This window comes from Pectobacterium betavasculorum (assembly GCF_000749845.1).
Lineage (GTDB): Bacteria > Pseudomonadota > Gammaproteobacteria > Enterobacterales > Enterobacteriaceae > Pectobacterium > Pectobacterium betavasculorum.
In genome coordinates, this window is record NZ_JQHM01000001.1 from 464472 (window position 1) to 476640 (window position 12169).

Sequence of the window (12169 nt, forward strand, 5' to 3'; positions counted from 1 at the left end):
CCCATCGCCTTTTGGCTTCATTGCTGTATTTTTCCCGTTTTTACAGCCTGTGAGGCAGCTTGGTGTAAAGAGGCGGCGGCGATAGTGCAGTTGACGCTTAAGTTGGGGGATTCACGGAGGTGAGCATTGCAGTTTCTGACGCTGCTGACGGCAGAGATTGATGCCCGCATATTCTACCGCCAACCGTTTATGTGCCATAACACCGTGACTATCGCTATGCGTAAACCTTGGCATGAGTACCTTTAGTTAAACTGAACCGAGCGTTATGTTTTTAACGTTCTGGTTGCGATGTCAGCAGAGGTGGCGGTTTTCTTCGCAGGCAACATTTCTGTCACGATTTAGGATAAGGAGTTGGCAAATCCTGCCGATAGTAATGATTCAGGGAATGTTATCGATACCTTAAAGGATGTGAGCCGACCGTTACACTGAGAGGGTTGATATCCGTCTACTGGTCCGATGATTGCCGTCGTTGGATGATGAAGTTGACACAACGAATAAATATTTTACGTTTGACGCTGGATAAGATTGAAGAACACGACTATCACGTACAGTGGAGCGGTCAGATGTTAGTTCATGTTACTCACATCTCGAATGTTGCCTGATTACGCTATACCTATAAATAATGACTCGCACTGAGGAAAGCATGGATAATTTTCAAAAAGAGATTGATGAGAGAACAAACCTCACCTCTGCTAATAAATTCGAACTCTTATTATTCCAACTGGGCAAATCACCTGAAGGTGGCAAATCTGAGCTGTTTGGCATTAACGTATTTAAACTGCGCGAAATTGTGCCAATGCCTACGTTGACTAAAGCGGCTGGCATGAAATCGCCGATGCTGGGCATGGTCAACATTCGTGGGCAAATCATTCCCGTTATCGATCTTCCTGCCGTGGTTGGCAGTGCACCGGATACGGGTCTAAACATTCTCCTGATCACTGAGTATGCGCGTAGTACGCAGGCATTCGCAGTGGAATCGGTAGACGATATCGTTCGTCTGGAATGGAGCCAGGTTCTGACTGCGGAAGCGGGCGTGAGTAGCTCCTATATCACCAGTATCGCGCGCCTTGATACCGACAAAGACAGCAATCGTCTGGCGCTGGTGCTGGATGTTGAACAGATTCTGTTTGATATTATTCCTGGCGATCGTGAAACCAGGCTCAAGAACGCAGAAGATAAGACCTATCCCTACACGCCTGGCGCGATTGCGATTGTGGCGGAAGATTCCAAAGTTGCCCGTTCGCTGCTTGAGCAGGGGCTAACTCAGATGGGTATTCCGTTTAGTATGCATATCACTGGACAGGATGCCTGGAACAAGATTCGGAAAATTGCGCAAGAAGCGCAGTCGGAAGGGCGACCCATCTCGGATAAAATCTCACTTGTCCTAACCGATTTGGAAATGCCGGAAATGGATGGCTTTACGCTGACCAGAAATATCAAGCGTGAAGAATTCCTGAAGAATATCCCCGTGGTGATTCACTCTTCACTGTCTGGTAGCGCCAACGAAGATCACGTCCGTAATGTTGGTGCAGATGCTTACGTCGCGAAATTCGAGATCAACGAACTGTCGACGGCGATTCAAACCGTACTGAATAAAGCGCGTCGTTAATTATTCTGGCAGTCAGAACATTCGGCCTTTGCCTCCTCCTTTACGGGAGAGGGCAGAGGCCGATTTTTTCGTCTCTGAATGCGGTCAGTATTGATCTGGCGGCAGAGGATTAATCCAGATCGGACGCCTGATGGCGTTCGGCGACTTGTTCAGACTCTTCGCCCCAGGTGCGATTGACTTTCCTACCGCGAATCACAGCTGGACGAGTGGCAATCTCGTCGGCCCAACGAATCACATGCGTGTACTCGTGTACGGACAGGAACTCCCCAGCGGAGTAGATCGCATTCTGTACCAGCCCGCCGTACCACGGCCAGACGGCAATATCAGCAACCGTGTAGCTATCACCAGCCAGATAACGGCTCTCTGCCAGTCGATGGTTGAGCACATCCAACTGGCGCTTGGTTTCCATAGCAAAGCGGTTGATTGGATATTCAAATTTTTCCGGCGCGTAGGCGTAGAAGTGCCCGAATCCACCACCAACGTAAGGGGCGGAACCCATCTGCCAGAAGAGCCAGTTTAGGGTTTCAGTGCGCGTGGCGAGGTCGCTTGGCAGTAGTGCACCAAATTTCTCGGCCAGATACACTAGAATGGAGCCGGACTCGAATACGCGAATCGGCTTGTCGCCGCTTTGGTCAAGCAACGCGGGGATCTTGGAGTTCGGGTTGATGTCGACAAACCCGCTGGAGAACTGATCCCCATCGCCTATCTTAATCAGCCAGGCATCGTACTCGGCACCCGAATGGCCCAGCGCCAGCAACTCTTCTAGCATGATGGTTACTTTCACGCCATTTGGCGTCGCCAGCGAGTAAAGCTGAAGCGGATGCTTGCCAACGGGCAGGGCTTTTTCGTGCGTCGGACCGGCTATCGGGCGGTTAATATTGGCGAAAGCGCCGCCGGAAGGTACGGGCTGCCAGACTTTTGGTGGCACATAGGTTGGAGACGTAGCCATTCAAAAACTCCTTATGCATGAAAAAAGAGCGAGCTAAGCCAACACCATAACAAACTCATACAGCTCGCTTATACCATTCTGTTCTATCTCTACCTCATATTGATATAGCGCGAGAGCCGCACATTACTGAAGGAAAGTGGTTAATGTGCGGATCGTCGTCAGGGCTTAATAACCGACGGTAAAGCGCTGGCAAGAGTGTGCCGGGTTTTCAACTTCATCAACCAGTGCGACCTTGCTCGCACGATGATCGTCATTTCATTTTATCTCCACAGAAGTATTGGAATACCGTTTCCGGTTTCGTTCACTGGCCTGTGCATATCGTCTGCTGTCACTTCATCATCCAAGTTATAGCTTTACTGCTATATAGATTTTGATCTATATTTGTAAGGGGGATTTGTGTGGAGAATTGAAACGACGGACGCGTTTGATCGCTGGTTAAGCGCATTAAACGACATGGATCGAGCTTGTGTGCTTGCAGCACTTATCGTGCTACGAGAAAAGGGGCCCATGTTACCTCGACCTTATGCTGATACGGTCAAAGGTTCCCGCTATAGCAACATGAAAGAGCTGCGTATTCAGAGCCGGGGGATGCCGATACGGGCATTTTTTGCCTTCGACCCACATCGTAGAGGGATCCTGCTCTGTGCGGGTAATAAGTCTGGCAATGAAAAGCGCTTTTACGATGAGATGATCCCGTTTGCCGATCGAGAATTCACCAATTATCTGAAAAAATAGAGAAAAGGAGTAATGCCATGGGCAGAACGCTGGAACAGCTTCTTGCGGATGAAAAACCAGAGGTTGTCATTGATGCTCACGTTATAGCAGCAGACATGTTGTTAAACATTCATCTCGCTGAACTGCGTGAGAGAGTGCAAAAAACGCAAGTAGAAATGGCGCAGATGCTTGGATTAAAGCAGCCGACCGTGGCGGTAATGGAGAGGCCTGGTCGCGATCTGAAACTTTCCACACTCAAACGCTATGTTGAGGCGACCGGCAGTAAGCTACGTCTTGACGTCGAGCTGCCTGACGGCTCTCATTACGAATTTATGCTGTAATGCCCAACGCATTTTGACCGTGAAGAGGGCACTTGAACATCCTACTTATCCACACTGGGTGCAGCCTCATTGAGTAGCGTGAGATAACGTGAGCTCGAAATGTTCCTACCGGTGACAACGCAGACGGTTTTACGTCCCCCAATCTCCTTCGCGTAGCGAATGGCTCCTGCAACGGCTGGTACTCCTGAAGGCTCGACAACATGACGGTGAAGTTCGAGCATTGACAGCATCGCAGCTTTGATTTCAGCTTCTGATAGGCTTTGTTGAATAAATCGAACGTTTGCTGAGTTGAAGGATCAGATCACGCATTCCCTGACAACGCAGGCAGTCCCGTGGCAAAGCAGAAGTTCAGAATCACCAACTGGCACACCTATAACAAAGCGCTTATCAACCGTGGCTCCATGACTTTCTGGCTGGACGACGAAACAATTAAGGCGTGGTATGACACCGCCCCGCCTTCAGCACGCGGAAGACCTCAGCGCTATTCTGACATTGCCATCACTACCGTTCTGGTTATTAAACGCGTATTCCGGCTGACCCTGCGGGCTGCACAGGGCTTCATTGATTCCATTTTTACCCTGATGGGCGTTCCGCTGCGCTGTCCGGATTACACCTGTGTCAGCAAGCGGGCAAAGTCGGTCAATGTCAGTTTTAAAACGGTCACCCGGGGTAAAATCGCGCATCTGGTGATTGATTCCACCGGGCTGAAGGTCTTCGGTGAAGGCGAATGGAAAGTCAAAAAACACGGCAAAGAACGCCGCCGTATCTGGCGAAAGCTGCATCTGGCCGTTGACAGCAAAACACATGAAATCATCTGTGCTGACCTGTCGCTTAACAACGTTACAGACTCAGAGGCCTTCCCCAGGTTAATCCGGCAGACCCACCGGAAAATCAGGTCAGTCGCCGCCGATGGCGCTTACGACACCCGGTTATGTCACGATGAACTGCGCCGTAAGAAAATCAGCGCCCTCATTCCACCCCGAAAGGGAGCGGTTACTGGCCAGATGAGTATGCGGACCGCAACCGTGCCGTTGCTAATCAGCGGCTGAGCGGCTGAGCGGAAGCAATGCACGGTGGAAATGGACAACGGAATATCACCGTCGCACTATAGCGGAAACGGCCATGTATCGGTTAAAACAGCTGTTCGGAGGTTCACTGACACTACGTGACTACGATGGTCAGGTTGCAGAGGCTCTGGCCATGGTACGTGCACTGAACAAAATGACGAAGGCAGGTATGCCAGAAAGCGTGCGTGTTGCCTGATAATCCGACCCGCTACAGGGACGTTCGCACGGAATCTTATTTATTCAACAAAGCCGTCGGACACCGATCAGAAGCTATATGTCACCTTCAGGCTGCCCGTTGGCGATGTTTTTCGTTGAACAATTGGACTATTTCGTGCATCACCAGCCAACTGCGTAAAACCTGCTGCGGCAACTACGCTCCAGTCTTGATTAAGCTTGTGCGTCCAGTCCATATTCAGTGAGTAGGCATAAATACCAGACTTGGCATCATATCGAGTAAACCCCGATGCGGCCGACTGTGATGCACTTACTCCGTAGTAAGTCTGCATGTACTTACTGGTTCCCCAACTACTGGTCAGCGCCAGCGTCACAGAGTTTTTCGATGACATATAAAGCGGGCTGACAATGCTGAAATGCAGAGCCTCACCATTGCTTCGCTGAGAAACCGGTACCTCAGCCTGCAATTGAAAATTAAGCCAGTCGGTCACCTCGTATCCTAGGCCAAGCATACCGATAGCTGAGCCCTTAACGTCACCCATACCGCGCAGGTAGTCGCTACCGTAGCTGAGTGAGTCGCTGTCCACGTCACGATCCTTTCGGCCTGCGCGATAACTTAGCGCAGCGCTGTAATCAAATTTGCCGATGTTGTTACCATAACCGATACCACGCGTGGAGCTGATGAAGAAACCATTTACCATCGAGTAATCAATCACTAGGGCCGTCGTGACTCGGTTTTCATCCGAACCAGAATAACGTGGCGCAACCTCCACTCCTCCTCCTAGGGTCAACTCGTTGCCCTGTTTCTGTTCTGCTGCCAGTATTGGGGTTGCCAGTAATGCTAGGACAAATCCTGACAACAATTTTCCCAGGGTACGCCCCGAGAGTGAATGGAGGAACTTATGACTCAGTTCGATCGTTCTCATTAAGGAAATCCTTGTGGGTTCAACTGACTACGATACAAGCGGTTTTAAACGCCAGAACGCTCAGTTTGAATGCTTACCCTGAAGTTCTCATGAGCCCAAAATGAAGAAAGACTGAAGTAAGTTCCAGTTCTGCAAACCTGATAGATTTACTGATACCGCTTTTTTCTTCAGACGTTCTTCATTCACTGTTGATAAAGTAACTATTGTGAAAATTCTCCTAATCGAAGACGACATCGATCTCGGCAATGGTGTACGTATTGCCCTCACAGACCAGGGATTAGATGTCATATGGGTTCGCCGTAAAGTGGATGCTCTGCATCAACTCGATGTATGCGTGCCAGAACTTGTATTGCTCGACCTCGGCCTGCCCGATGGTGATGGCATGAGCCTGATGGCGCGTCTGCGTCAGCAGTTCAAGGGGATCCCCGTCATCATCCTGACTGCTCGAGGCACGCTGCAAGATCGCTTGACTGGGCTGGATGCTGGTGCAGACGACTATCTCGTCAAACCTTTTGTTCTCGCCGAGTTATTGGCTAGGGTGAGAGCACTTGTGCGGCGCAGTTATGGGTTTCAGAATGAGGTGATAGAGATTCGAGGGCTATCTCTCCATGTGCCGACTCGTCGCGTGACCGTGAGCGAAAGGCATGTTGATTTGACGGCAAGTGAATACGCGCTGCTTGAAACGTTAATGTTGCGTGCTGACCGTGTTATGACACGTAGTTTTCTGGAAGAAAGAATCTTCGGTGCAAAAGAAAATATGAGTAATGCGCTCGATGTACATATGGGAAATTTGCGTCGCAAAATCGGTGACGGCTATGTGCGAACGGTGAGAGGTGTTGGGTTTGTCATTGATACCGTACCCATTCAGAGGGGGGGAGGTTGATGCGTAATTTTTGGCACTATCTGAGAATCCCAACGCTAGTACGGCGAATTATGATCGCCCAGATGCTATTACTCACGCTGATTTGGTGTATTTTTCTGACCTACATTTTATGGGATAACTTACGTAGCCCTCCAATGCTATCAGGAAGCAAAACCTATGAAACCATTCTGACAGTGGTGGATCGTATGGGGGATCGCCCGCACGATCTAACCGATGTGCTGGAAAAATTCAGCAAGGCATTGCGGGAAGGCTATGGCGGAGGCGAAGACCCAAAAATGTCAATCAGCCTAATCGTTCGGAAGAATAAAGAGATAATTTATTCATCTGATGGCGCTCCGGTAGGAGTGGCAAACACCGGTTATGGGATGATTCAAAATATTAAGAGTAACGGTCGCACTTGGACTAGCCGTACTCTGAAGTCTAGGAGCTCCGACACAGAGGTGACACTGCTCACTCCTGCTGGAGGCTGGAACTTCTTCATATACCTGAACTCGCGCGGATATTACATATTACCGCTGCTGGTATGCATTCCCTTTCTTTTGTTTCCTGCGTGGCTGTCAATCCGCATAGCAATGCGTCCTTGGAACAAGGTGGCAAATGAAGTTTCCTTACGAACACCAGAAGATATTTCTCCCTTAAAAGCAGTGCCAAAGCATAAGGAGCTTCGCCAAATAGTGGATGCGATTAATATATTCCTTGCTAGGGTGCGAGAAAGCACTGAAAGGGAACGGACTTTCATTGCAGATGCCGCTCACGAGTTGCGTACTCCGTTGGCTGCAATGCGAGTCAATGTTGAGGCTTTGCAGTCAGATGTAAGCAACTATAGTCAACAGGAATTGCTTGCAGGGATTATCCGTAGCAATAGCCGTGCGGCTCGTCTCGTCAATCAGTTGCTGCTGCTGATGCACAGTGAAGCGCGCATTGACACTGTTATGGAGCCTGTGCCGCTGACGACGCTCATACAAGAGCGAATGGCTGAGTTGGCACCGCTAGCTGCTGAGAGCAGAATTGAGCTTGAGTTCTACTCTCATGATGAAGTCTGGATTACAGGTGTCAGGGAACGCCTGATGTCGCTGATCGACAACTTAATTGAAAATGCTGTGAAGTACAGTCCTGACGGCGGGCGGGTTGAGGTAGAGGTACGATCATTAGATAAATCCACTCAATTGCGTATCTCAGATGCAGGGCCTGGAATCAGGGTTGAATTGAGGAAGAGGGTGTTCGACAGATTTTTTCGTGATCCCAGTCAGATACAAAGCGGGAGCGGATTGGGGCTTGCAATAGTCAAAGCGGTTGCGCAGCAACACAACAGCAGTGTTTTCCTAAGTACGTCTGCAGAAGGTGGGCTCATGGTTACTGTTGACTTCCCAAATCAAAAATCCGTCTGAAAGAAAACGCAATTTTGATCCTAACCTGAGAAGGACATTTACCAGAATAATGGAGCATAAATTGAAATATTTGGCCCTAGCTACAATATTATTTTCTATATCACTCAGCGGATGCGCCATAACCGTAAGTGATTTAAAAAACAGCAAATCATCTTTAGACGGCAGTTTCATTAGCAAGACGGGATCTTCCGATACTTATCGAACCCTAAGGCACATGGCAAGGCAATGTCTGGAATATCAGTCATATTCAGGAAATCCGGTCGTCGTATTAAGCGAGTTCGACAGTGAGCGAAAAATAGGTGAGATAAATCAAAAGCTTCTTTCAGAGGGGTTGTTTATCAACAACACGCTAATTGAGATAGAAAACCACGGTGGTGACAAAGCTAAAATTAGTCTATACACAACTAAGAATATCTTGAGTACCGGCATCAGGTCGCCAAATATAAGTGATATCAAGCGATGGACTGACGGCGATAGAGCCTGCTAGCATGATACTTGGTGATACGATCAGGCATCCCAGCCTGAAAATTAGCAATTACCCTGAAATTGAATTTTTTCTAGGCTTAACTTGGTTACTTTAAGTGTACAGCAGCGTTGAAAAGGTTATTCCGTAGACAGCTTTACCTGCCATGGCCACTGTTCGTTGACACAGATCACCAGCCAGTCGGCGATGTCATTCAGCATGTGGCGCAGGTATTGCTCCGAATCTATACCCGCCCAGTCGACAACTACCTATCAGTCTGTACAACATCGATCTTCTCTCACCTCCGAGATCGGAGCCGTAGAACAGCTAGTTTTTTGCCCCAGACTCACCAGCCGCAGAGCATTTCCCGCGACGTTGTTATCCAATTCCGCCAGCCATTTTCTGAATAGTACGTAAGGACCAGTCACTGGTTTAGTTCTGCCAATTATGAGTGCGCGACAGCGTTTTAACTTTCCCGCAACTAACCTTCCTACGCCTTCAGGAGCGGTTTCGCCATCTATTGGCGTTGTTAGCTGAACAGGTAAAAGTACACAATCCTCAATGAGGCCGGATGGAATGATACGGCCTCATATCCAAGATTATGCCGTCTTAATGTTATCCCCTTGATCCCCAGATATACGGTGGCACATAGGCTTCCCTGCACGTATCCAGATAATCCGACCACCATTGCATCATCGCTTTACGTGCATCGAGATATTCTGCTTTGTGGATGTAAGCTGCTCGAACGCTGTTGCGTTCCTGATGGCTCATTTGACGCTCAACGGCATCCTGTGACCATAGACCCGATTCCATCAGGGCACTACAGGCCATTGCGCGGAATCCGTGGCCGCAGATTTCATCTTTCGTGTCATAACCCATCAAGCGCAGCGCTTTGTTGACCGTGTTTTCGCACATGGGTTTATACGGATTATGGTCACCGGGGAATATCAGTCCCTGATGCCCGGATATATCCCGTATCTGTTTCAGAATAGCGATGGACTGACTGGAGAGGGGTACGATATGTGGAGTGCGCATTTTCGCGCCACGTCCTGAATAGCGGACATCGGGTATGGCTTCACGGGTAGCCGGAATCGTCCAGATTTTGTTTCTGAAATCGACCTCAGACCAACGGGCAAAGCGCAACTCGCTGGAACGGATGAACAGGTGCAGGGTGAGTGAGACTGCCAAGCGGGTTAATTCACGTCCTTGCTTGTAGTCCTCAATGCTAGCCAACAACTCCGGCAGTCGCTCCAGCGGAAGAGCAGGGTAGTGACGTTTAACGGGAGGGGCGATGATACCGTCCAGATTGGCCGCCGGGTTGTGCTCTATCAATTCCTGATGTACGGCATGGCGCATGATGTTGCACATATGCTGTCGGGTTCGTGCCGCCACTTCCAGCAAACCTTTTTTCTCGATACCTTTCAGCAGGTCAATGAAGTGACGGGTTTTCAGTTCTGTAACAGGCAGGTGTCCAATTATCGGGAAGATATGGTTGTTCATGCTGGCAAGCAGACGGGCGGCATGGTTCTCTGACCATGATCGGTTGCTTTTATGCCACTCCAATGCCACATGCTTGAAGGTTTTTTCTGGTGAGGAAGTGGTTCTTTCAGCAGAGCGCTGTTGTGCTGGATTGATATTCTTCGCCAGCAATTTACGGATACCGTCACGTTGCTGACGAGCATCGGCCAAAGATACACCAGGATAGGCACCCAATCCGAGGCGAGATTCTTTTCTATTGATACGATATTTGAGATACCAGAGACGTGAACCGCCCGGATTGACCAAAAGGTATAGACCGTGGGAGTCGGAGACTTTGAAGGGTTTTTCGGATGGTTTTAAGTTTCGGATTTTTGAGTCGTTAAGAGACATTTGGGGGTCACTCCGTCATCGAACCAACTTGACCCCAAATCTGACCACCAAATTCTCCCGATGCAGAGGGAAAACTGAAAATGCATCGGGAAGACTTTTCACGCTAACTCATTGAATCGAAATCATATAAGGATTCACAGAGCGGCATGAAAACAAGAATTTGGCTCCTCTGACTGGACTCGAACCAGTGACATACGGATTAACAGTCCGCCGTTCTACCGACTGAACTACAGAGGAATCGTGTGAACGGGGCGCATGATATCCGGCACCCGCAGTACTGTCAACGGCAAAATCAGCTTTCTCGTCTGACTGTTTAGGCTATGTACAATTTGCTGTTTTTTTATGAGTTAATCAATGGATGGCGCACGGTAGTTGATGCTGGTTTGCCAATTTTTTAGTCGGGCGAGTGGATCTTGCCGATAGAATTTTTGGAAGCAGCGGTACAAGTCTGGGAAGCGCTCTTCGAGCAGTTCGGGTGCGCTGAAGAAGTATTCCGATAACACCGCAAAACACTCTGCCGGATCGTGAACGGCGTAGGGATCCATACTGGCGGTATATTCTCCCACCAGATCGATCTCTTCCTGTAAGGCATCCATTGCACCGTGCAGGTGTTGTTCCCAGGCAGCAATATCGCGGAGTGGGATCAGGGGGACGCCTGTTGCTTCACCGCTACTGCGGATATCCAGCTTGTGTGCGACTTCATGGATGATGAGGTTAAAACCGGAGAGATCGAACGAATCCTGAACTTCCTGCCAATTGAGGACAATTGGCCCCTGATCCCAGCTTTGCCCTGATTGCACCATTTTGCCCGTGTGAACGAGTCCGATGTCGTCCTGCCATTCATCCTCAACAATAAACGGACCGGGATAAACCAGAACTTCATGAAAGCCATCCAGTGCATCGATACCCAACGACAGTACCGGTAAGGAAAATAGCAGGGCGATGCGCTGCTGCATGATGTCCGTTAACAACAGCCCCTGAAGCGGAACCAGGCACTTTTGTTTCAGAAATTGATCGGCAAGGGCGGCCAACCGCTGTTGTTCTTCATCGCTTAAAGGAGCAAGAAGCGGGATCGAAATTGCAGCTTGCCAGTGTTCAAGCGTCTGCACCTGAGGTTGAGTGTTTTTCCACGGCCATTTAATCATTGTTATTGCTCGTTAAGTCGTCACTTGAATTTAAAGGCGAGGACGGGTGCTGTTAAAATGCCGTAAAAGTGGGCATCATGGCAACTGCTAAACGGAGAGATGCCGGAGCGGCTGAACGGACCAGTTTCGAAAACTGGAGTAGGGCAACTCTACCGGGGGTTCAAATCCCCCTCTCTCCGCCACTATTCAAACACTTACCATCCACTTAGTCTGTGACGCTTTCCACACTTGGCATCGGCTTAAAGCGGGCAGTACACTTCCTTTTATTCACAACGTAGTACATGCTCTGTGGGATAGGTACTTTCATTTTATCTGCGAAGATTAATCTCAATTATTTCAACGAATGCTGACAAATCCCGAGTGCTGAACTATTTTCATAAGTAATTATCACATACGGAGGTTGATATGGGATTTTGGCGCATTGTACTGACTATTCTTCTGCCACCGTTGGGCGTGTTATTGGGGAAAGGGATTGGCGGGGCGTTCATTCTGAATATTATTCTGACGCTGTTAGGCTATTTTCCCGGCTTGGTGCATGCGTTTTGGGTGCAGACAAAAGACGATGGAATTTAATGGCTGAAAAAGCTGAATGACGAATTACGGGGAGGCATGATGCCTTCCCGTTGTATTTTGCGGACATG

General features: G+C 49.1%; 11 protein-coding genes, 2 tRNA genes and 3 pseudogenes. 9 read left to right on the forward strand and 7 right to left on the reverse strand.

Annotation, left to right across the window (positions count from 1 at the left end; all coding sequences use genetic code 11):
* Positions 1 to 643: 643 nt before the first annotated feature.
* Positions 644 to 1609: a chemotaxis protein gene (locus KP22_RS02040; RefSeq protein WP_039307536.1), complete on the forward strand. Its 966-nt coding sequence runs from the start codon at positions 644 to 646 to the stop codon at positions 1607 to 1609.
* A gap of 109 nt (positions 1610 to 1718) precedes the next feature.
* On the opposite strand, the gene yghU is transcribed toward KP22_RS02040, so the two are convergent.
* Positions 1719 to 2558: a glutathione-dependent disulfide-bond oxidoreductase gene (gene yghU / locus KP22_RS02045; RefSeq protein WP_039307540.1), complete on the reverse strand. Its 840-nt coding sequence runs from the start codon at positions 2556 to 2558 to the stop codon at positions 1719 to 1721.
* 396 nt (positions 2559 to 2954) lie between these two features.
* Here yghU and KP22_RS02050 point away from each other — a divergent pair, with 396 nt between their 5' ends.
* Entirely contained in the window at positions 2955 to 3293 is a 339-nt protein-coding gene (locus tag KP22_RS02050; protein ID WP_039307542.1) for a type II toxin-antitoxin system RelE/ParE family toxin, read from the forward strand.
* A gap of 17 nt (positions 3294 to 3310) precedes the next feature.
* The gene (locus KP22_RS02055; protein ID WP_039307544.1) at positions 3311 to 3613 is read left to right on the forward strand and encodes a helix-turn-helix domain-containing protein; all 303 of its coding nucleotides are present in this window, start codon (positions 3311 to 3313) and stop codon (positions 3611 to 3613) included.
* 41 nt (positions 3614 to 3654) lie between these two features.
* On the opposite strand, the pseudogene KP22_RS22660 reads toward KP22_RS02055, so the two are convergent.
* A pseudogene (locus tag KP22_RS22660) lies at positions 3655 to 3873 on the reverse strand (threonine ammonia-lyase); the annotation flags it as partial.
* A 28-nt stretch (positions 3874 to 3901) separates the two neighbouring features.
* Between KP22_RS22660 and KP22_RS02060 the strand changes: the two are divergent.
* A pseudogene (locus KP22_RS02060) lies at positions 3902 to 4876 on the forward strand (IS5 family transposase).
* A gap of 67 nt (positions 4877 to 4943) precedes the next feature.
* On the opposite strand, the gene KP22_RS02065 reads toward KP22_RS02060, so the two are convergent.
* On the reverse strand, positions 4944 to 5780 hold the full coding sequence (locus KP22_RS02065) for a MipA/OmpV family protein (RefSeq protein ID WP_039311806.1): 837 nt from the start codon (positions 5778 to 5780) through the stop codon (positions 4944 to 4946).
* Positions 5781 to 5985: 205 nt separating this feature from the next.
* Between KP22_RS02065 and KP22_RS02070 the strand changes: the two genes are divergently transcribed.
* From KP22_RS02070 to KP22_RS22920, 3 genes are read left to right on the forward strand one after another with little or no spacing between them, the layout of a single operon-like run.
* Complete coding sequence (locus KP22_RS02070; protein ID WP_039311804.1) at positions 5986 to 6663, forward strand: response regulator; 678 nt, start codon at positions 5986 to 5988, stop codon at positions 6661 to 6663.
* A complete protein-coding gene (locus KP22_RS02075) occupies positions 6663 to 8051 on the forward strand; it encodes a sensor histidine kinase (RefSeq protein WP_039311802.1) in 1389 nt (462 codons plus the stop codon). The genes KP22_RS02070 and KP22_RS02075 overlap by 1 nt, the downstream gene beginning before the upstream one ends.
* Before the next feature lie 49 nt (positions 8052 to 8100).
* On the forward strand, positions 8101 to 8538 hold the full coding sequence (locus KP22_RS22920) for a hypothetical protein (RefSeq protein ID WP_048257195.1): 438 nt from the start codon (positions 8101 to 8103) through the stop codon (positions 8536 to 8538).
* A gap of 116 nt (positions 8539 to 8654) precedes the next feature.
* Here the strand turns inward: KP22_RS22920 and KP22_RS22665 are convergent.
* From KP22_RS22665 to mtfA, 4 genes and pseudogenes are all read right to left on the reverse strand, one after another.
* Positions 8655 to 8932, reverse strand: a pseudogene (locus KP22_RS22665) (IS66 family transposase); the annotation flags it as partial.
* 197 nt (positions 8933 to 9129) lie between these two features.
* On the reverse strand, positions 9130 to 10383 hold the full coding sequence (locus tag KP22_RS02085) for a tyrosine-type recombinase/integrase (RefSeq protein ID WP_039322119.1): 1254 nt from the start codon (positions 10381 to 10383) through the stop codon (positions 9130 to 9132).
* 161 nt (positions 10384 to 10544) lie between these two features.
* Positions 10545 to 10620: transfer RNA gene (locus KP22_RS02090), tRNA-Asn, on the reverse strand.
* 110 nt (positions 10621 to 10730) lie between these two features.
* The gene (mtfA, locus tag KP22_RS02095) at positions 10731 to 11528 is read right to left on the reverse strand and encodes a DgsA anti-repressor MtfA (protein ID WP_039322121.1); all 798 of its coding nucleotides are present in this window, start codon (positions 11526 to 11528) and stop codon (positions 10731 to 10733) included.
* A gap of 93 nt (positions 11529 to 11621) precedes the next feature.
* Between mtfA and KP22_RS02100 the strand changes: the two genes are divergently transcribed.
* Both KP22_RS02100 and KP22_RS21420 read left to right on the forward strand, forming a co-directional pair.
* Positions 11622 to 11710: transfer RNA gene (locus tag KP22_RS02100), tRNA-Ser, on the forward strand.
* Between the two features lie 223 nt (positions 11711 to 11933).
* Complete coding sequence (locus KP22_RS21420) at positions 11934 to 12101, forward strand: YqaE/Pmp3 family membrane protein (protein WP_010280855.1); 168 nt, start codon at positions 11934 to 11936, stop codon at positions 12099 to 12101.
* Positions 12102 to 12169: the final 68 nt, after the last annotated feature.